A 23,607-nucleotide genomic window follows, 5' to 3' on the forward strand; every position below is an offset into this window, starting at 1 on the left:
CTGTGCGGACATCCTCACACTTGCGGCAGGCCAGGTTGCCGGCCGGCCTTGCCCTGCATTACGCGGTCCTGTTCCTGCCGTTTGGTCTGGCGGTCTGGTGGCTGGCCGAGCAGGGGCTGGGTGAGCTTGCGGGCAAGCCGTGGCAGGCGCTCCTTGTTGCAGGCGGCATCTATCTCGGCTCGCATTGTGTGCGGGCTGTTCGTCTTGCAATCATGGCCTCGCGGCTGCTCGGCATTTCCGGGCGCTCCAGCGCGCTGCTGCATCTGGTGACCAGCCCGGGTGCCCTCGTCATTCCCTTCAAGCTTGGCGAGATCCTGAGGCTGCACCAGCTCTGGTATCTGGGCAAAAGCTTTCCCGGCGCGCTGATCATCATCCTTCTGGAGCGGTTTTTCGACGGATTGATGATCCTCGTCCTGCTCGTCGTCGTTTATGCCTACCACGGTCCGCTGGCCACCGGGCCGATGGTCCTTCTGGCCGTCACCAGCCTTGCAGTGCTGGCGGGCCTTGTCGTCTTCGTGCTTGGCCCCGGCATCCTGCGGGCGGTGCAACATTATGTGGTTCTGAACCACCGGAACCCGAATTCCCTGCGGCACCTGGGTCAGCTGGACGGATTGCGTCAGATCACGACACGAGGGGCCGATCTTTTCCGCGTACAGGGACCGGTGCTGCTGGTCATGTCCATGGTCATCTGGGGCCTGGAAGCCCTGGCGGCGACTGTGCTGGCATACACCTCCGCCAATTTTGTCGAAACCAGCGGGATCGTGCTTCTGGCCGAGCGGGTGTTCGAGGGGCCAGTTGCCAGTTTCCAGGGCGCCATCGGCGCCTGGAGCAGCCTGTGTCTTCTGTCCCTTGCGCTGGTCTGGCCGCTCGCCATGTGGATCTATCTTCCGCGAGTGCGCAACGAACCGCTACGTGCCCAGAACAGGACCGGTGCCTTATGACGAAAGCACTTTCCGTAATCCTAGACGACCGGGATCCGCCGGCAGAAAGCGTGCGGGCCGCGCTTGGCGAAGTCCGGTTCTCCGACATCATGCGCCGCCGCCAGACACTGGCGAAAGAACTGACGGCCATGTCCCTGGAGGCCGGCGCGGAAACGGTGGAACACCTGATGTCGCCTGAAAGCGGTGTCGAGCTTGCAGACCGCATCCGCGACCGGGGCGACGCCGCAATCTATCTGCGCGTGCCGCTCTGTCTGCCGCCGCTCGATCCGGAAGGCTTTTCGGTGCTGGTGCGCAAGGCCGGATACGCCTTGAAGACCATGCTCGCCAGCCCGGTCATCGACGATGAGGCCGTCGCCGTTCTGTTCCATGCCGAAGCCGCGTCGCTTCTATGCGCGGAAACACCTGAGGCCCGCCGTCTCCTGCTGCTGTCGTTGCGCGATCGTACCGAGATCATCACGGACCACGCCCGCTTCATCGATATCCGCGAGCCGCGCAACTTGATGCTGTTTCTGTCCGGTGCGACGGAACTTCGGCATTTCAATTCCGCTCGTTCGGAAGACAACGTCTTTCACAAGCAGTCCACCGACATTGCAAAAATGCGTGCCGAGCACGGCTTCTTCCATGCCGCACCGCCTGAACTGCAACGTTTCCTGCTGCCCACGTTCGGGTTCTGGGAAGACGGCAAGAAGGCCGGCTACCAGATGGAGCATCTGGCGATCCCGGATGCGGCGTTGCAATGGGTGCATCACTCGTTCACGGAAGGTGATTTCAAGGTCCTGCTCGATCAGATCTTCAATTACCTGAATGCAAGAACGCCGGGAAAGAAAGACCGGGCGCGGGCCGAAACCCAGATCCTGGAAAAACTGGACAAGCGGCTTGCGGGGTTCCTGGAGACGGAGCGCGGCAGACAGACCAACCAGATTCTGGAAAAAGCCGGTCCGCGCGGTGGTTTGCCCGACATGCTGGAGCAGGCACGCCCCTTCATTCGAAAGGCGGTTGGCACGACGGATCAGCTGGTGTTTTCCCACGGCGATCCGTGCTTTTCCAACGTCCTGTTCGACAGGCGGATCGGGCTGATGCGGCTGATCGATCCGCGGGGAGCGTTGTCCGCGGATGATGCGATGATGCATCCGCTTTATGATGTCGCCAAGATCAGTCACTCCATTCTGGGCTGCTATGACTACGTCAACAACGGCCTGTTCCGCGTCTATCTGAACAAGGAACTGCGGTTGGAACTCGACTGGACGATCGCGCCTCCCGCGGATTGGGCCGAGCGGCACTTCTGCGACAGGCTGGAGGCGGAAGGCCTCGACATCGCCCATGTGCGTGCGGTCGAACTGTCACTGTTCCTGTCGATGCTGCCGCTTCACACCGACCACCCCGACAAACTCGTCGGCTTTGCGCTGATCGCGGCCTCGATCCTCGATCAGCTTGAAAGCGGACAGAAACGGCAGAGAAAGGCCAGCTGATGAGCGGCGTAGTAGCGATTACGATGGCCGGGATGGGCAGCCGTTTCACCAAGGCGGGCTACGACCGTCCGAAGTATGAAATCGAGGCGCTCGGCCGACCCCTGTTCGACTGGTCCATGCTCTCGATGGAGGCCTACCGCGAGGCGGGCTGGTCGTTCTGCTTTGCCGTGCGCAGCGGATTGAACGCGCCGGAGTTCCTGACAGCCCGCTGCAAGGCGCTCGGCATTCAGGTTGACGGCATCGTCGAGCTTGACGAACTCACCGACGGCCAGGCGACAACAGCTCTGGAACTGGTTGCCACGGCTTCGGAAAACCAGCCACTCGCCATCTTCAACATCGACACTTACGTGGCGCCGGGTGCGATGAAGCCGGCAGACCCGGCGGTTTGTGCCGGGCATGTCCCGTGTTTTCCCGGACCGGGTAACGGCTGGTCCTTCGCACGCACCGATGCGGATGGACGTGTGGTGGAGCTTCGCGAAAAGCAACGCATTTCCGATCATGCGACCGTCGGCCTCTACTGGTTCGACAGCGTCGCCCGCTACCGGGACGTCTATGCCCGCTTCTTCCGCAACAGTGGCGAGGAGAAGGGCGAGCGCTACATCGCGCCGATGTACAACCAGATCATCGCGGACGGGGCGGCTGTCTCCATCAGTCAGCTGGCGTTCGAGGATGTCGGAATGCTCGGTACGCCGGAGCAACTGGAAGCGTTCATCGCCTCTCCGCCGCCTTCCGCAGCAAAGTGGACGATTGCCAAATGATTGCCCTTTCGACTTATGCCTTTGCCATCTTGCTGTTTCCGGTGCTTGTCGCAGTCTGGTATTTGCGAAAGGACCATGCCTCCGGCTTTATCGGCTTGCTTGGCCTGTTGGCCGCCGGTGTGCTGATTGCCGTCAGCGCGACGCTGCCGCACCTGTTCTTTGATCACGAGCGTTACCTGCACGACCTTTGGACCGCCTTCGATACGGCAAACAAATCTGCCTATGGTCAGGCCTCCAGCGTCGATTATTTCAGTCCGATCGGACCGGTCTATGACTGGGTTTTCCGGATTGCTGTCGAGCTGCGCCCGCAGGATGCGACTTCGGTTCCCCTGGCAAGTGCCATATTCGGGCTTGGAACCTTCGTTCTGGCGATTCTCACTCTGACGCGACAGGTGAGTTTCGGCACGCTTGGCCTCGTTCTGCTGGTCGCGGTCGCGACAGTTGTGACACCGCGCGAACCGGACATGATCTTTGCCCAGACCAGCATGAGCTGGCTTGCCCCCTATAACCGTTGGGCGGCGGCCCTTGCAGCTGTTGTAACCGTGGCCTTTTGCTGTCCTCCGGGGCGCAGGGGTGTGCCGGAGGCTTTTCTGCTGGGCTTTTCGATTGCCGTCGTCTTTCTGATCAAGGTCACATTCGGCGCCGCCCTCGTGGGCTTGCTGGTCGCGGCAACGGTGTTCCGGAACGTCTCGATCAAGCATGCTGTTGTGGTCTTGATCGGCCTTGCGGCGTCGCTTGCGGCCGCAGAGCTGGTGACGGGCCAGGTCAGCGCGAACCTTGCGGACATCAAGACCGTCTCCGGATTTGCCAAGGAAACCTGGCGCATCATCAAGCTGATTACCCAGCTTGGGGAGGCTGCGGTCTGGGCCATCGGCAGCGCTGTGCTTTATCTCCTGCTGTGCGAAAACAGCGCTGAACCCAAACGCTTCACACCCGTGGTCCTGATCCTGGTCGCCGCTGCCATGGCCTGCGTCATTCTCATGCAGAACCATTGGCTGTCGGAAAGCCCGGTCTATGCCATGCTTCCGATCATCGCCGCACAGTGGGCCGGACTTTTCCGCAAGGGGGAAACAGCGGCGGTCTCCGTCGAAAGACAGTCGAAGGCCCTGACGCTGAAGATCCTGTCGGTCCTCACCATTGCAATCGCCCTCATCTATCCGGCCCGTGATGGCGGTGCCATGGTCGCGCAATTCCTGCAAAGCCGGCAGTATCCGGCAGACGAACGGCTGGCCAATACCGGGCAGGCAGGCTTCGTGCTGCATCCGCGCTGGCTCGAGCAGCCTGATGAGGAAGTAACCGTCGACTACAACAGGATGCTGGATGGTTTCAGCCTGCTGCAGGAAGTCGGGGCTGCAGATCCGGATGCCGGGCCGGTACTGGCACTCAACTTCGCCAATCCGTTTCCGGCCCTTCTCAACAAGCCTTCACCCGCCAGGGTGCCGATCTGGTTCCACAATGGCAGAACCTTCTCCAAAGAGATCCACCAGCCGGAAGAAGAGTTCTTCTCCGATGCGGAGTTCGTGATCCTGGGTCATGGCGACCCGTCCGGAGAAGCGCTTTGGGAAATCTACCGGCCGTATGTACAGGAGCACTACGAAGAAGCTGCCAGCAGCCCTTCCTGGACCGTCTACCGAAAGAAAGTTCAGGACGGTCAGAACCTGTAACACCGATAAATCGGCCGGCTAAAAGATAGACAGGCTTCGCGGTCAGCCGGCTGCGAAGCCTGTTTTGACGTCAGTTTTTCGGTGCGTTGTCGAGCAGGGTGTCGATCTCCGATTTTGACATGCGGACGAACTCGTCCGGCCGGATGGCGCGGTCGTCTACATAAAATCCTTCATGTCCGCACCAGGGCTTGCCGACGAAGATCTCGTCGTAGGGAATGTCGTGCTTTTGCAGCCACTCGATGATGATCGGCACCGTGTGCGCCGTGATCTTGCCGACATTGTTCTCATGAGTCCGCATGTTGCGTGCGGTCTGGATCACGATCTCGAAGCCCTGTTCCTTGTACTCCCGCAGCTTCTCGATGAGGGGCAGGTTCGGTGAGACGTTCCTGTAGTCGGACGTGTCTGCCAGGGTCAGGGTTCCGTCCAAATCGATAACAAGGCGCTTTATGGGTTCAACTCCCCGCTGGTCCGGCTTCTCAGAAGCCGGAAGGTCATGAAAATTGTTGTTCGGGGTGTTGCTATATCCAAAAATCATCAAGGCCGAGTAAAGCGCCCCTCCGTCTGTCGTCTCGCCGTCGTGATCGGCTTTTATGATCAAGATGAAGCCAGGGTTGTCGCATTGTCCGGCTCCTGAAATTAGCAACGCTGTCACATGCCCGTAATACCCGCCCGCTAGAACCCGCTTTGCACACGTGTGCAAAACATGTTTATTCTTTCCACATGGCACTTCCGGGAGGGAGGTGTCGCAACACAGACAGCAGGCGAAATACGATGAGCATTCTCGTTTCCAAACTGCGCCAGTCCACAGCGGCTGCCGTCCTGGCTCTCACCACCGCGGCTTTTGCCGGAGACGCCCTGGCAAAAGACCTCACCATCACCGTCTGGGCAGGCGGTTCCAATGACAGCGACGTCTACCGTCTCGATGCTATCGAGATGGCGGCGGACATCCTGTCCCGCGAATATGCGATTGCTGGTGAAGACCTGAACATTACTGTCGAAAAGAAGCGTGACTTTGCCGGTTGGGAGGAATTCAAGCAGGCCGTGACCCTGGCCGCTGAAGCCGGCAGCGCCCCGAATATTGTTGTGACCAGCCACCTGGATATCGCTCCCTGGAGCCAGTCCGGCCTGATCGTTCCCGTCGAGGATTATGTCGACATGGACACCTGGCCGATCAACAACATCTACGAAAACCTGCTCGATATCACGACCTACAACGGCGTCGTCTACGGTCTGCCGCAGGATGCCGAAAGCCGTCCGTTCTTCTTCTGGCGCGAAACCATGAAGAAGATCGGTTACACGGATGAAGAGATCGACGCGCTTCCGGCCAAGGTCGAAGCCGGCGAATATACGCTCCAGAACGTACTGGAAGACGCCAAGAAAGCTGTCGACATGGAAATCGTCGAAGAAGGCTACGGCTTTTATCCGCGCGTTTCCAACGGTCCGGATTATGCCCAGTTTTACCAGTCCTTCGGCGGCGAACTGATGGACAGCGAAACCGGCAAACTGATCCTCGACAAACAGGCGATGACCGATTTCTACCAGTTCTTCGTGGACGCTGTCGAAGCGAAGGTGACCCGCAAGAACCACATCGGCACCGAGTGGGACCAGTGGTATGCGGAAGTGGCATCCGGCAAGGCGGCCCTGTGGCACGGCGGCACCTGGCACTATGCCCGCTACACCGGTAAGGAAGGCCTGGACGATTTCTTCGGCAACATCCAGTTCTCGCTCATTCCGGCAGGCAATGAAAACGGCCAGGCCAACACCATCACCCATCCGCTGGCCTATCTGCTCACCAAGCAGGATGACGAAGACGATATCGAGATCGCCGCACAGCTGATCAAGATCGCGTCCGAACCGCGCATCAACACGCTGCACGCGATTAAGTCTGCACACCTGGGCATTGCCCGGGAGCAGTCCAACATCGAGCTTTACGCCAATGACCGTTGGGCAGCCGAAGCGACCCGTCGCCTGCTGCCGCACGCCAATGCCCAGCCGAACAACCCGAACTACGGCAAGTTCTCGGAGATCATGTTCAAGGGTCTGGAAACAGCCTGGACCGGCACGAAGTCTCCGGCTGACGCAGTTGCCGAAGTGGAAGCGGAAATGACCGCCGTGCTCGGCGACGACCTGATCGTCCGCTAAGCCATCCATCCTCCATCTGCCTTGCCGGGCGGTCCGCCGCCCGGCTCACATTTCAAGGGGACAAGATGCGACGCGCGCACCTGCTCGGGCTGGGGTTCATGGCCCCTGCGCTCTTCATCATTGTGTTTCTGTTTCTGGCGCCGGTGGCGCTGACAATGATGTTTTCCTTCACCAGCATGAGTTCCGGTACCGGCATTTCCTCCGGCGGTGCCTATGAGGTTACGGAACGCACGATCCGGATGCTCAAGGACCAGGGGTTTCCGGAAGCCACGGCAGATCGTCTGGCCGAGGACACCTACAAGATCGACGCGGCCGGTATCGCAGCCGTCGAAGCCGAATACGGCAAGGCATTCGCGCATGAGATCGAAGCCAGTTTGTCCGGCAAGAGTTTTGCCGGCCGGCGTGACCTGGAGCGCGAACTGAAGCGCCTGAAGGAACGCCCGCGCTCGACACGCGATCTGAAGAAAGCCGCCGATCTCTTCAAGCGCTCGATCCTCAACACGCGTTTTGAAACGGAAGAAGCCTTCATGACGGGCATTGGCGAGCTGGGGCTCGGCCTTCCGGAAAGCGAAACCGATCAGCTTGCCAGGACCGCCTACACCGGCTGGGTCTGGACGACGGAAAACTACAGCCTGATCGCCTCGCTGCCGTCTTCGCTCCGGGCGGCCGGCAACACGCTGATCTACGTATCGCTGACGCTGTCCTTCAACATCGGATTCGGTCTCTTCCTGGCTGTGACGACCTTCTATCTGCCAGCCGCGGCCGCAACCACATTCCGGACGATCTGGTTCCTGCCGCGCATCCTGCCGCCCGTCATCTACGTGATGATGTGGAAGTGGATGGCCTGGGACACCGGTTTCCTGTCCAGCTTTCTGGCCAATTTCGGCGTACCGCCGCGAAACTGGATGCTGCATTCGGACATCAATGCCTGGGTGGTTGTCATCCTCATCAACGGTTTCGTCGGGGCGTCGCTCGGCATGATCCTGTTTTCCAGCGCCATCAAGGCGATCCCCGAAACCATGCTGCATGCAAGCGAGGTGGATGGCGCCAATCGCCTCCAGCAGATCCGCTACATCATCCTGCCGCAGCTCAGATGGCCGATCCTGTTCACCACCGCCTATCAGACGCTCTCGTTGCTGACGTCCTTCGACTACATCTACCTGTCGACGGACGGCGGACCGGGCAAGGCAACCGAAGTGTGGGCGCTCTACACCTTCCACACCGCGCTGAACAACTATGGCGGTGTTCTGCAATACGGTCTCGGGGCTGCGCTGGCGATGGTCCTGGTGGTCATCGGCATTGCCGCATCGCTGATCTATCTGCGCCTCTTCAATTTCAACGAACTCGTGGCCAAGCCGCGAATCGAGCAATAGGGGAGAGACGGACATGAGACCCAACTTCCGCGTCTGGCCTGTCCTGGTGCTGCTCAGCATCCTGTCGCTGCCACTGGTGCTAATGTATTTCTACCTGGTGGTGGACACGTTCACCGACACCACGGCAGGTTCACTCCTGCCGGACAGCTTCACCCTCGAACACTGGAAATTCCTGTTCGAAACGCCTGAAACCGGACGGGCAAGCATCTGGCCGGTCACGGCCAACACCTTCCTGTTTGCCGGTTCCACCAGCCTGATCGTGGTGATGGTGTCGCTGACGGCAGGCTACGCTCTGTCCCGATTGAACATGCCGTTCCGCAAGTTCTTCCTTGGCGGCGTCCTGACCCTGCACGCCTTCCCGACAGTGACCCTGATCATCGCCATCTTCCTGATGCTGCAGATGAGCGGCCTCTACAACACGCTGATCGGTGTGATCCTGGTGAAGACGGCTCTGGAGCTGCCGCTCGGCATCTGGATCATGAAGGGCTTTTACGACACCGTGCCTTGGGAAATCGAAATGGCGGGCATCACCGACGGCGCCAGCCGTTTCACCGTGTGGTGGAAACTGGTTCTGCCCCAGGTGCAGCCCGGCATCGCTGCTCTGGCGCTGTTCTCCTTCCTGGAAGCCTGGAAGGAATTCATCCTGCCGCAGGTTCTGGCCCCCAGTGGTGCGTCGCAGGTGCTGGCGACCTATCTCCAGAACATCATCGCGGACGACCGCAAGCCGGACTTCAACCTCTTCAAGTCCATCGGGCTGTTCTACGCCCTTCCGGTCATTTTCATCTACGTGGTTTTCAACCGCAAACTCATGAACATCTACGGCGGAGGCACGAAAGGCTGATGCGTATCGCACTTGAAAACTTCACCAAGAAATTTGGTGAGACCACCGTCATCGACAACATGTCCCTGACGATCGACAGCGGCGAGATGCTGGCCCTGCTCGGCCCTTCCGGCTGCGGCAAATCCACGACGCTGTTTGCCGTGTGCGGCATTCACCGCATGGACGGTGGCCGTCTTCTGTTTGGCGAACGGGACGTCACGACCGTTCCCTCGCAGCAACGCAACGTCGGCGTCGTATTCCAGAACTATGCGCTCTATCCGCACATGACCGTCCACGAGAATATCGCGTTTCCGCTGAAGGTGCGCCGGGAGAACAAGGCCGATATTGACCGCAAGGTCCAGGAGATCGCCAGTCTCGTCCAGATCGGAGAGTTGATGGCGCGCCGCCCCGTGCAGCTGTCCGGTGGACAGCAGCAGCGCGTGGCCCTGGCACGGGCACTGGTCCGTGAGCCTGACATTCTGTTGCTCGACGAGCCTCTGGCAAACCTCGATGCGAAACTGCGTCTGGAAATGCGCTCGGAGATCCGGCGCATTCAGCAGGAAACCGGCATTACCGCGGTGCTGGTCACCCACGATCAGGTCGAAGCCATGTCCATGTGCGACCGGATCGCGATCATGAAGAAGGGCGAGATCGTCCAACTTTCCAGCCCTTCGGAAATGTATGACAACCCCTCGTCGGACTTCGTCGCAGGCTTCCTTGGCAATCCGCCGATCGCGTTTCTGGACGGAGCCACGGAAGATGGTGGTTTCCGCCTGGCAAACTCGAAGGTCAAACTGCCGATCCCGTCCGGCATTGCAGCCCCCGGTCACGGCGCGCCGATGCGTCTCGGCATTCGTCCGGAGTTCTTTCAGCCGGACCACCCGCTGAAGGTGACCGGAAAGGTCAGCTTCGTCGAGATCCAGGGCCGGGAAGAGCTTTACGACGTCACCCTGGAAAACGGTGCCGTGCTGCGGTCGATCCAGCCGCATGGTGGCAATTACAAGCTGGGTGACGAGGTCACCTGGGGCATTGCGGAAGACCGCATTCTTGCCTTTGGTCCGGACGGCGGCAGGCTCTGATGGAAACGGCATTGCAAGCTTTCAAGCCGGGCCGCGCCTGGCTCGGCGAACCGAGATCCGTTCCGCTTTCCATCGCCCACCGAGGTGCCAGCGCCTATGCCTTCGACAACACGTTGCGGGCATATGAAATCGCCCATGAGCTTGGGGCGGACATGTGGGAAGTTGATGTTCGGCTGACCGTGGACAGGATCCCGGTTGCCTTTCACGATGAAGACCTCAAGGCAATCTGCGGACTTGACCTCAAGGTTGCCGACGTGACCGCCGCCCGGCTGCAGGCTCTGACCGCCGAGTCTGGCCGTGAAGCCCCCCTGTTCTCGCAGATTGCCGGGCTTGCAGCCCGTCTTGGCGCGGGCATCTATCTGGATGCCAAGGAAGGCGAGGCGGCCTCGCTGGCCATCGCGGAGCTTCTGGCCCAACGGATCGAGCGGGTGATCGTTGGCGCAAACACGCCTGACTATGCATCCGAACTGATCGCTGGCGGCTGTCCCTATCCCGTGTCCATCCTGGTCGGGGTGGGCACGGATCCTTTTCCGATTGCCGATCAGTGCGGCGCCGAAATCGTCCATCCCTGCTGGGAGCGCGCGGGGCAACGGCCGGACCGTTTGCTGGATGAAGCGTTCTTTGCCAGGGCAAGAGAGCGCGGACTGCCGGTCGTGACCTGGCATGAAGAGCGTGTCGATGTGGTCGAAGCTCTGGTGAAGATGCCGATCCTCGGTATCTGTTCGGATCAGCCGGAAATGGTCGCAAGGTTCGCCCGCTCGGCTGTCACAAGCCCGGAAATCGTCTGCCATCGGGGGGCCTGCAAGGTGGCTCCGGAAAACACGCTGGCTTCGGCAAAGGCAGCCTGGGCAGCAGGCTTCGACTATGTCGAGATCGATGTCCAGGAAACGGCGGACGGACAGCTTGTTGTCCATCATGACGCTACGCTGGACCGAACCACCAGTGGCAGTGGTGCAATCACGGAAAAGACGGGTGCGGAGTTGGCATTGCTGGATGCCGGCCGCAAGTTCGATCCGTTTTTCGAAGGAGAAAGCATCCCGCCCCTGTGTGCGGTTCTGGAAACGGCACTGCGAATGGGCGGCAAGCTCTATGTCGAGCTGAAACAGGCGGATCCGCACCATACGGTGTCCAAGGTACTGCGAATGATGGCGGCCGAGGACGTGTTCTTCTGGGCTCATGATGTCGGGAGACTGCGAGCCATTCACGATGCCTTTCCGCAAGCGAAACTGATGGTGCGGGCGGAGGATTTCGAGTCCCTCGACACGTGCCTCTCCACCTTCCGTTCCGGGATTGTCGAATTCAATGCGACGAATGCCGGTCCGGCAGCCTTTGACGCGGTGAGGGCGGCCGGGCGCAAGGCGATGATCGCCTACATGGGCAACGACCCTTCCGAGATCAAACGCCTGCTGGCCTTGAAGCCGGATCTCTTCAACGTGAATGAGCCCTTTCTCGTCGCCCGGATGCTCGGTAAAAGCATATAAACGGAAGAAACATGCCTGACGTTCCTGGTCACAAGAAAACAGTCAATTCCTTCGACGTCGCTCGCCTGGCGGGCGTGTCACGTTCGGCTGTTTCCAGAACCTTCACCGACGGTGCCAGCGTCTCCAAGGAAACCCGGGACAAGGTGATCGCAGCCGCGCGTCAACTCGGTTATCGGGTCAACGTGCTGGCCCGCTCGCTGCACAAGCAGAAGTCCGACCTGGTGGGCGTCGTCGCGGCCGATCTCGACAATCCGTTCCGCTCGGAGCAGATAGACCTTCTGTCCAAGGGGCTGCTGGAATGCGGGTTCAGGCCGATCCTGCTGCGGGGAGAAAAATCGACGGATGTTGCCGACCTGATCGGGTCCCTGCTGCAATACAGTGTCGCCGGGGTCATCGTCACGTCCGATACTCCGCCGGAAGAGATCTGCATCGAATGTCTCGAAAACGGTGTGCCTCTGGTGGTGGTCAACAAGCGTGACCCGGGAGCACCGGTCGACCGGGTCGTGACCGCTTTCGAGGACGGTGGCCGGAAAGCGTATGAACACCTGATCGCAAGCGGGTGCCGAAAGCTGGCGGTCGTCACGCCGGAACGCTCGTCCTTCTCCATCAACGGCCGCGCGCTCGCATTCGAACAGGCGGCCAATGACGGTGGTGTGCCGGTGATACGGATCGCCTGGGGCGCACAGACCTATGACGGCGGACTGGCGGCCGCGGAATTCGTTCACCGGGTGCGCAGCGAGGTCGACGGCGTCTTTTGTACAGCTGACTACCTGGCGCTTGGGGTACTTGATGGCCTGCGCCACATCCACGGGCTGCGCGTGCCACAGGACATTCAGGTGGTCGGCTACGACGACATTCCCCAAGCCGCGTGGAAGGCTTACGACCTGACCACCTTCTCCCAGAGCCGTCATGACCTGTGTGAAGCGACGCTCGATCTGCTGATGCAACGTCTGGAAAACCCTGACCTGCCGCAGCAGGTCAGGGTATGCGATGTACATCTCGTTCAGCGGGCAACCTCCCGGGGGCCAGCTGGCGATTGAGCGAGGTGCTTGTTCAGGGGTACCAATCGAACTGCTGCTGCCCAACAGCATGTTGGATTAGCAGCGCCGGTCAGCTGATGGGCGCCATATCCGGCCTTTCTCCGAAGGGCTGTCCCGTGCCAAGCTCCGGAGAAATCTGGAGCATATGATGAAAAGCATTCTTGCAACGATCGATATTGAAACCGGGACGGAAACCGTTTTGTACGAAACGGACCGCCATCTGGAAGCGCCCAACTGGACGCCTGACGGGTCCGCACTGATTGTGAACGGTGGTGGCCGGCTCTACCGCTTCCCGCTCGACAATCCGGCGTTGATCGAGATCGACACAGGCTTTGCCAAAGCCCTCAACAATGACCACGGCCTGTCACCGGATGGAACGATGCTGGCGGTCAGTGACGGGACAGGGACAGGGGAAAGCTGCATCTACACGTTACCGGTAACGGGTGGCGTGCCACGGCGGATTACTTCGCAGACACCATCCTACTGGCATGGCTGGTCACCGGACGGAGCGACACTTGCCTACGTCGGCAAAAGGCCGGAAACCGGCGACACCTTCCAGGTTTTCACGGTTGGCCTGAACGGTGGCGCGGAAAAACAGGTCACCCGTGACTTCGACCATTGCGACGGACCGGACTATACGCCTGACGGCAAGTGGATCTGGTTCAACGGTGAAAGATCGGGATCTGTTCAGCTCTGGCGCATCAGGCCGGACGGCAGCGACTTGCAGCAGATGACAAGCGACGAGCGGGTCAACTGGTTTCCGCATCCTTCGCCCGACGGCAGGTTTGTTGCCTATCTTGCCTATGAGGCTGGCACGGCGGGACACCCTGCCAATCGGCCGGTCGAGCTTCGCCTGATGTCTGCCGACGGTGGTACTCCGCGTATCCTGCGGTCACTCTTCGGCGGGCAGGGAACGCTCAATGTTCCCTCTTGGGCCCCGGACAGCAGGCGCTTTGCCTATGTGAAATACGAGCCGTGACGGGACAGGTGCGCGAGCGCTAGCGGGAGGTGGGCGGCACAAGCTGTGCATCGGCGGCTGTGGTCAGTCTCCGGACGCCCCACCGCAGCGTAACCGCAAGGCTGGACAGGATGATGAGCCCCAGGCCGACAAGTTGCAGTGCGCTGATCAGATGGCCGTAGGCAAGAGCATCCACCAGCACCGCACTGGCCGGATAAAGGAACAGCAGCACGGCAATGACTGGCGTCGTCAGTTTCGGCAAGGCCTTGTAGAGTACGACATAAACACCGCCTGTATGAACGAGGCCGATGATCGCCAGCCATCCCCATTGGTCTGCCGACAAGGTCAGTGGACCGGCAGGGCTGAAGGCTGCCAGCATCAAGGTGCCGGTGGCAAACTGAACGGTGGCAAGTTGTGGAGCGGAAATTCCCGTCAGTCCCTTGGCGATGATTGTCACGCTGGCATAAAGAAATGCGGCCGCCAGGGTTGCGGCGAGGCCAAGGAGATAGGACCGGTCTGCCGTCAGTTCCATTCCGCTCAGCCCGGTGGCCAGTGCAAGGCCGATCAGAGCGAGACCGATCCACAGGAGAGTGACCGCCTGTAGCCTTTCCCGAAAGACGAAGGCGCCCAGAACCACCACGAGAAACGGCTGGATGTGGAACGTGATGGTGGCAACGGCAATGCCGGTTCTCTGAATACCTTCGAAGAACAACACCCAATTGCCTGCCATCAGAACGCCGCTGGCAACAGCCATGGCCAGGATGCGTGGCGATAGTCTGGCAAGCCGGGCAAGATCACCCCGATACCAGCAGTAGAAAGCCAGGGCCAGGCCTCCGATCGCACATCGATAGAAGGCAACGGTAACGGGGGCCGCACCACTTTCCAGAACACACAATCCGATTGTACCAAGCAGGGTCTGCGCCGCGATAAGACCGATCATGCCTTCCATCTGTCTGGTCATGGGACGTGTCCTGACTGGCGGCGATTGCACACCGCAAACTGATACAACATCGACGCATTTCCGCCGCTGGTCTGTAAATTGAGGCCTCTTTCATTGTTTGGTCAAACGATATAATCTGAATATACTTGTTGAAAATATTGAAGAATAATGCAGCTCGATCACGCTCTTCTGCGAACCTTTCTCGCCTGTGTCGACGCGATGAGCTTCTCTCGCGCGGCAACGCGCGTGCACAAGTCACCTGCGACCGTGTCCATGCAGATCCAGCGACTGGAAGACCGTATCGGCAAGCTGCTGTTTGTGCGCGATACACGCAACCTAGCGCTCACGCGTGCTGGAGAGGAGCTGGAAGGTTACGCCAGACGGATCCTGCGCCTGCATGATGAGGCGGTGGAAGCCTTTCGCAGGCCCGACATGGAAGGCACGGTCACCATCGGTGCGCCGGACGATTACATTGCCGCCATGCTGCCGGATGTTTTGCGACGGTTCGCAAGCTTGTTTCCACGTGTAGAGCTGAATGTCGTCTGTGCCCAGTCGACGGCACTGCTGCCGCAGGTCGATGACGGCAAGATCGACCTGGCGATCGTTACGCGTACGGGCGGCACGGAAGGGCGTCTGATCCGCCGGGAGCCGATGGTCTGGATCAGCTCTCGCGATGGTCAGGCGCTGGAGCGAGACCCGCTTCCCGTAGCCCTTTACGAGCCTGGCAGCCAGGCTCGGACAGTGACCCTGGCGGCGCTGGGCCGCAGCGGCCTGCGATATCGCTCCGCCTATTCCAGTTTCAGCCATTCCGCGCTGGTCACGCTTGTCGAGGCGGGCCTTGCCGTTGCCGCCGTCGTGCAGATGGCGGTTCCCCCAACAGTGGAACATGTCGATCAGGACCGAGGTCTGCCGCCACTGGAGCCTCTGGACATCATCCTGGTACGCAGCAAACGGGCTGAATCCAGAGCATGTGAAGCCCTGGCAACAGCCCTCCTGGAAGGGGAGGTGAAAACGAGATGAACGGATGTCCTGAAAGTACAGGACAGGCATCGATCAATCGTCGTCCTTCAGCCCGTCAAAAGCCGCCAACGCTTCAGCGCCGTAGATCATGGACGGACCTCCGCCCATATAGACCGAGACGCCGATTACTTCGAGGATCTCGTCCCTGTTCGCGCCGAGGCGTGCTGCGGCACGAGCGTGATAGGCAAGGCAGCCGTCGCAGCGCGCGGTAATGCCGATGGCCAGCGCGATCAGTTCCTTGGTTTTTGCGTCGAGCGCGCCGGGAGCAGTCGCGGCTTTCGCCAGGGATCCGAAGCCTTTTGCGACCTCCGGAATGCCTTTGCGCACGGCGGCCATGCGTTCATCGGTTTGTGCAACGAATTCGTTCCAGTCGGAAACGGCCATACATCATCTCCATGTTGCCGGAAATCACGTCAGGCAGCCTAGGCGCGGACCACAATACAGGCGTTGATGTGGCTCAAGCTTTGGTTGGCAGAGGATGACTTTGTCAGCCAGACAGCAAACGCCGCCCGAAACCGGGACGAAGCGATGGGCGCGGAGCCGATGTTGGTGACCAGACGGCGCCCATCGTCAATTTCAGCTCGTCTGCAGTCTCAGTGAGCCGTCATTTCATGAACGATCTCGTCTCCGTTCAATGCCGCTGGATAATAGGTCGGCCAGTTGGTCAGTTCCTTGAGGATTTGCTGCCGGTCTTCACCCCAGTAAAGATGATAGTGATCGGACTTCGACGGTGCGATCCGGTGATCGCTGAACTGGATGAAGGCCGGGGCACTGTCATCACCTGCGGTTTTCCTGAAAATGAAGCGGACGCCGCGATTGCCTTTTTTGTAGTTCAGGATCTCGAAGCCATCGGCAATGTACTGCCCTTCGAAGGCGCCGGCTTCGGTCTGGAAGGTCACGCTGTCCGCACCGATCACGATCCGGTCGACATCGGTGCGATAGCCCGTCTCGTAGTAGGCTTTGTACTCTTCAGCCGACTTGCTGCCGTGTTCGGCCTTGTGGGCCATGACAGGATCGAGCGTTCCATCCTGAAGGTATGGATAGACGGATTGCCATTCGCCTTGCCAATCGGTGAGTTGACGCGGCTGGATCTGGCTGTCCTCGAAGTACCCCTTGTAAATCTGCCGCTCGGCATCACTCGAGTGATCATGTGAATGCTTGTGCGAATGGTCGTGTTTAGCCGAGTTGTCCTTGGCTTCCTGCGCCTGGATGGGAGCGGCCACGAGAAACGACGCTATGAGCGCACATGCGCCCGCCAGTCTGCCAAACCGAGATTGCATGGATCTGATCCTCTGCTGATTGGGGGAGGGAAAGTATCAAAATGATTCGTAATGTTATTACATTACTAAAACTGCCTAACGCAATCCACGTGGCCTGGCAATGTCAAAGTTACAATTTCCAGCCAGCCAGCCAGCCAGCCAGCCAGCCAGCCAGCCAGCCAGCTAGCCAGCCAACCAGACAGACAAGCAGCCACACCGAGGAGTGGGAGATAATCAGATGGGGGAAAGAGCGGGGTGTTCTTCTTGGGAAGACGCGCCTTCTGAAGGACAGCCGTCCGCAAGAGGGCCTACACGCCTGATTGCGAGTTGTTCGCTTCGTTTGAAAAGGTGCTGTCGATCGCTTCCGGGGATCAGGATCCGGGCAAGGCCTTCTCGATCGCGGCGGTCACGTCCGATGAAGTCGGCGGCACAGGCGTCGGGAACCAGGCAAGGATGCTGCCGTCCGGCCCGACGAGATACTTGTGGAAGTTCCAGTAGGGGCGTGCCGCGGGGCCAAGCTCGCTTGCGGCCCATCGATAAAAAGGATGGGCCTTTTCGCCTTTCACGACCGTCTTGGCGGCAAGTGGAAATTCGGCGCCGTACTTGGCTTCGCAGAACTTTGCGATGTCGCCGTCGGCGCGCGGTTCCTGGCCGCCGAAATCGTTGGACGGAACCCCGAGCACAAGCAAGCCGCGGTCCGAATAGGTTTCATGCAGCTTCTGCAAGCCGGCCAGTTGCCCGCTGAAGCCGCATTCCGTTGCCGTGTTGACGATCAGAATGGCCTTGCCGGCATAATCCTTGAGCGCAATCGGTTCGCCATAGGGCATTTCGAAGGTGAAGGCATGGGCCGACTGAGCTGCTTCGCTTTGGCCCTCAAGGTCCTTGGCTTGAGCAACGGCACAAAGGCACGTTGCCGCCAGACACCAGACGAAAGAAAGAAGCCGGTACATTTCAACACCCTCACGCTTTGGCAATGATACGCGCCGGGGCTGGCAACAGATCACCGCGTGTGTGCCGCAGTACCTGAATGCCGGTTGCCTTCTGTCGGCCGTTACCCGCCGCGGAACCCGGAACTCGACCGACTGCCGAAACCGCCACGTGAAGCGACGGAAGTCCTTGTCTGGACTTTTGCCGGCTTGGGCGGTGTCTTCACCGCATCGTCATAGGTACGCCAGCTGCCGCCGCCATAACTGCCGACGTAATAGCCGCCGGATGTGTAGTAGCGTTTGCTGCCGCGTTCCGGATAGACCGGGCGCACGTTGCTCTGGATCAGTTGGTTGGTAACGGCGCCGGTCAGTGCCCCTGCCAGGAAATAACCTGCCGGAAACGGCGTGTAGTAGGAAGAGCCGTCGGTGGCACTGTCGTAGGCGCAAACGTTGTTGCCGTGTTGCTCGTTACACAGGTTGACGGTGTCATAGCGTGGTCCGGAGGCCTTGTGGATTGACTTGCCGGCGGTAATTGCCTCGACACAAACCTCGTCCGGGACGTAGCTGTCGGCGACACATTCCGCCTCGGTCTTGTAGACCCGGCCATCCAGCGTCGGTTCGTCCGAGCAGCCTGCAATGGTCACGGTCGTCGTTGCCATGACCACCAGTTTGATCGACTTGGAGCGTTTCATGAATTTTCTCCCGACCTTCAAACGGTCTGATGAAATGCTTTGCGTGATACGGTTCGGGGCATCAGCGCAGGGCGGCCCGTACCGCCTCGGTCAGTAGGTGATGCAGGCGGCGTTCAGCAGGCCGACCGTCAATGAAATGGCAGCAAGATTGGTGCTGATCGCCATTTCACCACCCTTGATCCGGTCCGTGACCTTCGGGAAGAACCGGCGGAAGACCTGGTAGACCACAAGCTGTGCGGCACAGGCGATGATGCCCCAGATGATGAAGTCGATGATGCTCACGGAATTCGCCGCGGCGCTGGCCAGCGGCAGCGAAAAGCCGAGGAAGGCCGCGCTGAAGACCACCGAAGCGGCAACGTTGTTTTCCTTGATCAACGCCATTTCGTCATGCGGGGTCATGACGGTATAGATTTTCATGAAAATCAGCAGCATGACGATGGCTGTAATGAAATAGGCAATAAAAGGAACGATGCCTGAAAGGGACGCCTGAAGGTCTGCCATATTGGTCTCCACTATTCAGTTCAGACAGAAAAATTGTGCCGCTCAAGCGGGAAGCCTAGCATGAACGCGACGCTGCGTTCCGCATTTTCCGGCTCTTCCATGTTGACGAGCAGCATTTCGTCCCGGCCGTCCTGCAGGGGGCGGGCAAAAAGCATGGCGGTCTGGAAGATCTTGCGCCTTCCGCGGCCTTCGCGGTCGTCGCACACTTCCTCCCAGTAGGTCATCGGATCTTCCGGCGCAGTCGACGTATCGAACCAGGCCCGCTCGAAACGGTAGTCGCGATCTTCGCCCGGCAGTGAAAAGCTCGTCTGGCGGATCGCGGATTTCACCCGGTTCCACTCGGTGTCGCCGGTCGGGTACTGCACGTCGTAGAAGTACCACAGCATGATCTCGTCGACCCGCTCGTCGTTCTTGCCGTCGCCGCCCTGAAACTGGATCAGGAAGCGGTCGTCGTCAGGATAGAAACGATGCATGTGCGATTGTTCGCCAAGGTCGCAATGCCCCTGGGCGGTGATCATCAGAGTGGTGTCGGGACGTTCGATCAGACTGTCGGCAGGCAGCAGGCGAAGCGCGATCGGATCAAAGGAAATGCCTCTGCCGATGGTCAGACCGAGAACTTCCGGCGGCTGCCAGCCTTTGTCCTTCTTGTTAAACAGTGATCCGAACATCAGCTCCCCCCAGACCGGCCGTGATCTCGCCCGCCGCGAGACGTTTGTTGGCGAGATAATAGATCGAGCCGCCAGTCTTCAACGTCTTGGGGAAAGGTCTGAACAGGAAATCCGGATCGTCCGGCTGGGAAACCGCGATCAGCGTACCTTCAGCGCCTGAAAGGGCCTGTTCCAGTTTGTCGGTTTCAGTGCCGCCCCCGCTTTGGACGATGGCCGAATAAATGGTCGCGCCGAGGCCCGCTGTGGAAAGGGCCATCAGGATCTGACCCGCGCCGGGGTCCTGCGCAGCGCGTACCAGTGCTTCGCAGGCGTTCGACACCACCGGTTCGATTCGCGCAAGGTTGCCTGCGCGCCGGGCGGTGTCACGGTCCTCGAAATAGGCCGCAATGTGAACGGTCTCGTTAAGTTCGCGAATGGCAAGGCAGGTGTTGAAGGTTTCTGCATCCGAGCCGGCGTAGACCAGCACTTTCTGCGCGCCTGGAATGGCCGCACGGCGCAGCGACTGCAGGGCGTCCATGCGTTCGGCCCGGATCAGCCGCACGCCCTCCGGCACTTCCACGTTCTTGGAGTCCGCAAGCAGAATGATCTTGTCGTCTCCGTCCTGGCCGGCAACCAGGTTCTCCACCATCAAGGGTGTCTTGTCCCGGTGATAGCCGACAATCACCGTGGCGTTCTGCACGCGCTCATAGTTTCCGTTGCCGTCAGCCATACGCCTCACTCCTTCCACAAGGACACCCGTCAACCGGCCCAGGACGGCCGAGAAAATCAGCAACGCACCCGGGAAGAACCAGAAGGCGGCCACCATCCGGCCTGCTTCCGTCGACGGAGACAGGTCGCCGTAACCGACCGTCGAGGCGGTTGTCGCGGCAAAATAGATGAAGGTCAGCGGATTGCCCGTCAGGCCTGTTTCACCAGCCAGGAAAAACAGGATCCACGAGATCACCATATAGGCGCATATCAGCGTCGCAAGCAGCCAGAGCTTGAGCTCGAGGACGTGTTGGTAGAGCCGAGAAATGATGAGTTGCAGGATTGGCACCGCTGAAATTTGCCCCCTGTTTCGGTCGCCGGCTACTCTGACCAGAGCCCGCCCTATTGTCAATTCGGCATAGCTTTCCGAATAATCGCTTGAAACGGCTAGACGGGGCTTCTACTTGTTCGAGGCCGGATCCCGGCACCGGATTTGAAATGGAGGGCTTTGGATGAGTACGCGGCAATCTCCCTGGACACTTGCGGAGCTGAAGGAAGCTCTGGAGCAATCGGATTCCTTCGCGGCAGGTGAAATCAGCTGCACGGTGAGTTCCGATCAGGCCGGCGTGCTGGAAGTCCAGCTTCACTCGGCCGGTGAAATCACACTGTTCATGGTTGTCGGCGAAACCCAGATCCTGACGTCCACGGTTCTGTGGCCTTGCGATGCCCAGGAGGACCCGGCCTCCTTCGAGGCGATGATGCTGCGCAATCACAAGAAGCTGCTGCCGCTCTGCGCCCTGTCCATCGATATGATCGACGGACGCGAATATTACGAGCTCTTCGGCGCCATGTCCGTGCGCTCGACACTGGATTCGGTCGAGACGGAATTGCGCACCATCGCCAACAGCGCTCTGGAGCTGGCCGCCGACGTCGGTCCCAAGGCCGCTGCCTGATCCCGCCGCCAATTTGAAGAAGGACATTTGAAAATGAGTGTTTGGGGCAAATTGATTACGGCGTTCAAGGGCCACGCCCACAATGCCGCGGAATCCGTTCAGGACGCCAACCTGATGACGATCCTGGAACAGGAAATCCGCGAAGCAAAACAGGCGATCGGTGCAGCCAAGGACGAAAAGGCGCGCATGGCGGCCAACCGCAAGCTGAAGGAAAAATCCGTTGCCGAACTGATGAGCGAAATCGAGCGGCGCACGGAAGCAGCCCGCAATGCCAAGGCACAGGGCGACGAGCCGCTGGCCATCGAGATCATCGAGAGCGTGCTGAAACTGCGGGACAAGGCGGAAGCCGACCAGGCTCTGTTCGATCAGTACAAGTCCACCGAAGAGCGCATGGACAGCACCATTCGCCAGTCGATGAACAAGATCGAGACCCTGCAGCGCAAGATGGAAAGCGCAAAGGCCAACGAAGCGTTGATCAAGGCCCAGAAGGCGGCGTCCACCAACACCACGGCTTCCGACGGCCGGCTGGCCAGTGCGGTCGACAGCCTCGCACGCCTGGAACAGCGTCAGGCGGAACAGCAGGCCATGCTGGAAGCGGCTGAGGAAGACGCTCGCCTGGAAAGCGGCGCCGATCTGGAAGCCAAGATCAAGGCCCTGGAGAACCCGGCCCGCAACGACGTGCAGGCTCTTCTGGCGAAGCTCTGACGTCCCGCTTGCACCATGAAGCGGATCGCAGTTCCTGAAAGACCGGGGTGGAAGGAAGAAGCCGAGCGCCTCGGCTTCGGCTTTCACACCATGTACGGCGCACCGTACTGGGACGAGACCCACGCCTATCAGTTTACTCTGCGCGAGATTGAGGACGACCTCGAGGATCCCTCGCAGGAGCTCTACGGCATGTGCCTCGATCTGGTTGATCGGGCTGTCCGTGACGACAGTCTCATGGACAAGATGGCGATCCCGCAAAAGTACCGCTCCTGGATCCGCAATTCCTGGGAGCAGCAACAGCCCTCGCTTTATGGCCGCTTCGATTTCTTCTACGACGGCAACGGGCCAGCAAAGCTCCTCGAATTCAATGCCGATACGCCGACAGCGCTTTACGAAACCGGCTTCTTTCAGTGGATCTGGCTGGAGCAGCAGATGGCGGCTGGCGTTCTGCCGACCGACAGCGATCAGTTCAACTCCGTTCAGGATCGCCTGATCGAGCGGTTCGCTGCCATGTTCGCGCCCGGCTATCACATTCACTTCGCCTCATCGAAGGATCACGACGAAGATCGTGCAACCGTGCGCTATCTGGAAGACTGCGCGCGGCAGGCGGGGCTGATACCGCATTTTGTTGCTGTGGAAGAGATCGGGCTCGACGGCGAGAGCCGGTTTGCCGACGCCGACAGTTTCGTGATCGACGCCCTGTTCAAGCTGTATCCCTACGAAGACATGCTGCGCGAGGATTACGGCCCCTATCTACCCGATGCGCCGATACAGTTGCTTGAGCCACCCTGGAAGGCTGTGCTGTCGAACAAGGCAATCCTGCCGCTGCTCTGGCAGATGTTTCCGGACCATCCGAACCTGCTGCCGTCCTATTTCGAGGGGGAGGCGGATGAGGCATTCCTGAAGGGGCCGCATGTGCGCAAACCGTTTTTCAGTCGGGAGGGTGCCAACATCACGGTGCGCGGTCTCGGATCTGAAGAACTCAGCACGCCCGGCGGGTATGGCGCGGAAGGCCACATCCTGCAGGCCTATGCGGAACCGCCGAAATTCGGTGACGACTACGTCATGATCGGTTCATGGGTTATTGGCGGCCAGGCATCGGGCATTTGCCTGCGCGAGGACAAGGCACCGGTGACGCAAGACCTGTCGCGGTTTGTGCCGCATGTCATTCTGGAAAGCTGATTGCCGAAAACGCGCTGGTGGACGGGGTATGGTTGGATGTGAAACCGACCCGGCGGCCGGGCGCGACCGTTTTTTATGGGTCGTTCTTGTTTTCGTGCGCCTCACGGCCGCCGGTCGGTTCACAGGCAGGCTGTGTCAGCCCGCCCTGAAGTGAAACCCGGTATCAGGACCGGCCGGCTGCAACTGATCTCGGCGGTGCCATGCCGTCATCCTGTTCCTGTCCGAAAAACGTTCCACCAAGCTGTCCGCCGGCGTTGGACTTGTCAGCGACCCGCTTGATCTTTTCTGCCTCCTGTTCGGCTTCCTTGCGAAGCTTCGGGCTGAGGTCGTTCATGGAAAGGTCCATCTG

The 23,607-nt window shown here is 59.9% G+C and carries 25 protein-coding genes; 15 read left to right on the forward strand and 10 right to left on the reverse strand.

Annotated elements, in window-relative coordinates:
• The first annotated feature begins 2 nt into the window (after positions 1 to 2).
• The 4 genes from J7447_RS17620 to J7447_RS17635 are packed head-to-tail and all read left to right on the forward strand — an operon-like array spanning position 3 to position 4,832.
• Positions 3 to 941, forward strand: coding sequence for a lysylphosphatidylglycerol synthase domain-containing protein (locus J7447_RS17620; RefSeq protein ID WP_209170448.1), 939 nt, complete (start codon positions 3 to 5; stop codon positions 939 to 941).
• Complete coding sequence (locus tag J7447_RS17625; RefSeq protein ID WP_209170450.1) at positions 938 to 2,410, forward strand: hypothetical protein; 1,473 nt, start codon at positions 938 to 940, stop codon at positions 2,408 to 2,410. The genes J7447_RS17620 and J7447_RS17625 overlap by 4 nt, the downstream gene beginning before the upstream one ends.
• Complete coding sequence (locus tag J7447_RS17630; protein ID WP_022998942.1) at positions 2,410 to 3,168, forward strand: glycosyltransferase family 2 protein; 759 nt, start codon at positions 2,410 to 2,412, stop codon at positions 3,166 to 3,168. The genes J7447_RS17625 and J7447_RS17630 overlap by 1 nt, the downstream gene beginning before the upstream one ends.
• Complete coding sequence (locus tag J7447_RS17635) at positions 3,165 to 4,832, forward strand: hypothetical protein (RefSeq protein ID WP_209170451.1); 1,668 nt, start codon at positions 3,165 to 3,167, stop codon at positions 4,830 to 4,832. The genes J7447_RS17630 and J7447_RS17635 overlap by 4 nt, the downstream gene beginning before the upstream one ends.
• 70 nt (positions 4,833 to 4,902) lie before the next feature.
• Here the strand turns inward: J7447_RS17635 and J7447_RS17640 are convergent, their stop codons facing one another.
• On the reverse strand, positions 4,903 to 5,430 hold the full coding sequence (locus tag J7447_RS17640) for an HAD hydrolase family protein (RefSeq protein WP_230057641.1): 528 nt from the start codon (positions 5,428 to 5,430) through the stop codon (positions 4,903 to 4,905).
• Positions 5,431 to 5,603: 173 nt separating this feature from the next.
• Here J7447_RS17640 and J7447_RS17645 point away from each other — a divergent pair, with 173 nt between their 5' ends.
• From J7447_RS17645 to J7447_RS17675, 7 genes are all read left to right on the forward strand, one after another.
• The gene (locus tag J7447_RS17645) at positions 5,604 to 6,974 is read left to right on the forward strand and encodes an extracellular solute-binding protein (protein WP_022998939.1); all 1,371 of its coding nucleotides are present in this window, start codon (positions 5,604 to 5,606) and stop codon (positions 6,972 to 6,974) included.
• 65 nt (positions 6,975 to 7,039) lie between these two features.
• On the forward strand, positions 7,040 to 8,347 hold the full coding sequence (locus tag J7447_RS17650; RefSeq protein ID WP_022998938.1) for a sugar ABC transporter permease: 1,308 nt from the start codon (positions 7,040 to 7,042) through the stop codon (positions 8,345 to 8,347).
• Between the two features lie 13 nt (positions 8,348 to 8,360).
• Complete coding sequence (locus J7447_RS17655; protein ID WP_022998937.1) at positions 8,361 to 9,188, forward strand: carbohydrate ABC transporter permease; 828 nt, start codon at positions 8,361 to 8,363, stop codon at positions 9,186 to 9,188.
• Positions 9,188 to 10,246, forward strand: coding sequence for an ABC transporter ATP-binding protein (locus tag J7447_RS17660; RefSeq protein WP_055657263.1), 1,059 nt, complete (start codon positions 9,188 to 9,190; stop codon positions 10,244 to 10,246). The genes J7447_RS17655 and J7447_RS17660 overlap by 1 nt, the downstream gene beginning before the upstream one ends.
• Positions 10,246 to 11,727, forward strand: a complete 1,482-nt coding sequence (locus J7447_RS17665; RefSeq protein WP_209170452.1) for a glycerophosphodiester phosphodiesterase family protein — start codon at positions 10,246 to 10,248, stop codon at positions 11,725 to 11,727. The genes J7447_RS17660 and J7447_RS17665 overlap by 1 nt, the downstream gene beginning before the upstream one ends.
• A gap of 11 nt (positions 11,728 to 11,738) precedes the next feature.
• Positions 11,739 to 12,767: a LacI family DNA-binding transcriptional regulator gene (locus J7447_RS17670; RefSeq protein ID WP_209170453.1), complete on the forward strand. Its 1,029-nt coding sequence runs from the start codon at positions 11,739 to 11,741 to the stop codon at positions 12,765 to 12,767.
• A 148-nt stretch (positions 12,768 to 12,915) separates the two neighbouring features.
• Positions 12,916 to 13,746, forward strand: coding sequence for a PD40 domain-containing protein (locus J7447_RS17675; RefSeq protein ID WP_209170454.1), 831 nt, complete (start codon positions 12,916 to 12,918; stop codon positions 13,744 to 13,746).
• Between the two features lie 19 nt (positions 13,747 to 13,765).
• Here J7447_RS17675 and J7447_RS17680 read toward each other — a convergent pair whose 3' ends face one another.
• Positions 13,766 to 14,686, reverse strand: a complete 921-nt coding sequence (locus tag J7447_RS17680; protein WP_286189240.1) for a DMT family transporter — start codon at positions 14,684 to 14,686, stop codon at positions 13,766 to 13,768.
• 147 nt (positions 14,687 to 14,833) lie between these two features.
• Between J7447_RS17680 and J7447_RS17685 the strand changes: the two genes are divergently transcribed.
• Positions 14,834 to 15,685 carry a LysR substrate-binding domain-containing protein gene (locus J7447_RS17685; RefSeq protein ID WP_152504799.1) on the forward strand — a complete coding sequence of 284 codons (852 nt, stop codon included), beginning with the start codon at positions 14,834 to 14,836 and terminating at the stop codon, positions 15,683 to 15,685.
• Positions 15,686 to 15,718: 33 nt separating this feature from the next.
• On the opposite strand, the gene J7447_RS17690 is transcribed toward J7447_RS17685, so the two are convergent.
• The 7 genes from J7447_RS17690 to J7447_RS17720 all read right to left on the reverse strand — a co-directional run bounded on the left by J7447_RS17690 (position 15,719) and on the right by J7447_RS17720 (position 20,767).
• Complete coding sequence (locus J7447_RS17690) at positions 15,719 to 16,069, reverse strand: carboxymuconolactone decarboxylase family protein (RefSeq protein WP_022998930.1); 351 nt, start codon at positions 16,067 to 16,069, stop codon at positions 15,719 to 15,721.
• Between the two features lie 209 nt (positions 16,070 to 16,278).
• Positions 16,279 to 16,965: a metal-binding protein ZinT gene (locus J7447_RS17695; RefSeq protein ID WP_209170455.1), complete on the reverse strand. Its 687-nt coding sequence runs from the start codon at positions 16,963 to 16,965 to the stop codon at positions 16,279 to 16,281.
• 350 nt (positions 16,966 to 17,315) lie between these two features.
• Complete coding sequence (locus J7447_RS17700) at positions 17,316 to 17,894, reverse strand: glutathione peroxidase (protein ID WP_209170456.1); 579 nt, start codon at positions 17,892 to 17,894, stop codon at positions 17,316 to 17,318.
• Positions 17,895 to 17,995: 101 nt separating this feature from the next.
• On the reverse strand, positions 17,996 to 18,562 hold the full coding sequence (locus tag J7447_RS17705; protein ID WP_022998927.1) for a DUF1190 domain-containing protein: 567 nt from the start codon (positions 18,560 to 18,562) through the stop codon (positions 17,996 to 17,998).
• A gap of 90 nt (positions 18,563 to 18,652) precedes the next feature.
• On the reverse strand, positions 18,653 to 19,063 hold the full coding sequence (locus J7447_RS17710) for a DUF350 domain-containing protein (protein ID WP_022998926.1): 411 nt from the start codon (positions 19,061 to 19,063) through the stop codon (positions 18,653 to 18,655).
• Positions 19,064 to 19,083: 20 nt separating this feature from the next.
• A complete protein-coding gene (locus J7447_RS17715; protein WP_022998925.1) occupies positions 19,084 to 19,731 on the reverse strand; it encodes a DUF2491 family protein in 648 nt (215 codons plus the stop codon).
• Positions 19,712 to 20,767: an ion channel gene (locus tag J7447_RS17720; RefSeq protein ID WP_022998924.1), complete on the reverse strand. Its 1,056-nt coding sequence runs from the start codon at positions 20,765 to 20,767 to the stop codon at positions 19,712 to 19,714. Before J7447_RS17720 ends, J7447_RS17715 begins: the two co-directional genes overlap by 20 nt.
• Before the next feature lie 163 nt (positions 20,768 to 20,930).
• Here J7447_RS17720 and J7447_RS17725 point away from each other — a divergent pair, with 163 nt between their 5' ends.
• From J7447_RS17725 to J7447_RS17735, 3 genes are read left to right on the forward strand one after another with little or no spacing between them, the layout of a single operon-like run.
• Positions 20,931 to 21,371, forward strand: a complete 441-nt coding sequence (locus J7447_RS17725) for a DUF2170 family protein (protein ID WP_022998923.1) — start codon at positions 20,931 to 20,933, stop codon at positions 21,369 to 21,371.
• A 33-nt stretch (positions 21,372 to 21,404) separates the two neighbouring features.
• Positions 21,405 to 22,076: a PspA/IM30 family protein gene (locus J7447_RS17730; protein WP_055657285.1), complete on the forward strand. Its 672-nt coding sequence runs from the start codon at positions 21,405 to 21,407 to the stop codon at positions 22,074 to 22,076.
• A 15-nt stretch (positions 22,077 to 22,091) separates the two neighbouring features.
• On the forward strand, positions 22,092 to 23,258 hold the full coding sequence (locus tag J7447_RS17735; protein WP_209170460.1) for a glutathionylspermidine synthase family protein: 1,167 nt from the start codon (positions 22,092 to 22,094) through the stop codon (positions 23,256 to 23,258).
• Positions 23,259 to 23,421: 163 nt separating this feature from the next.
• On the opposite strand, the gene J7447_RS17740 is transcribed toward J7447_RS17735, so the two are convergent.
• Complete coding sequence (locus tag J7447_RS17740) at positions 23,422 to 23,604, reverse strand: hypothetical protein (RefSeq protein ID WP_022998920.1); 183 nt, start codon at positions 23,602 to 23,604, stop codon at positions 23,422 to 23,424.
• Positions 23,605 to 23,607 lie beyond the last annotated feature (3 nt).

Origin of the sequence: Labrenzia sp. R5_0, from assembly GCF_017743835.1 — a bacterium.
GTDB lineage: Bacteria > Pseudomonadota > Alphaproteobacteria > Rhizobiales > Stappiaceae > Roseibium > Roseibium algicola.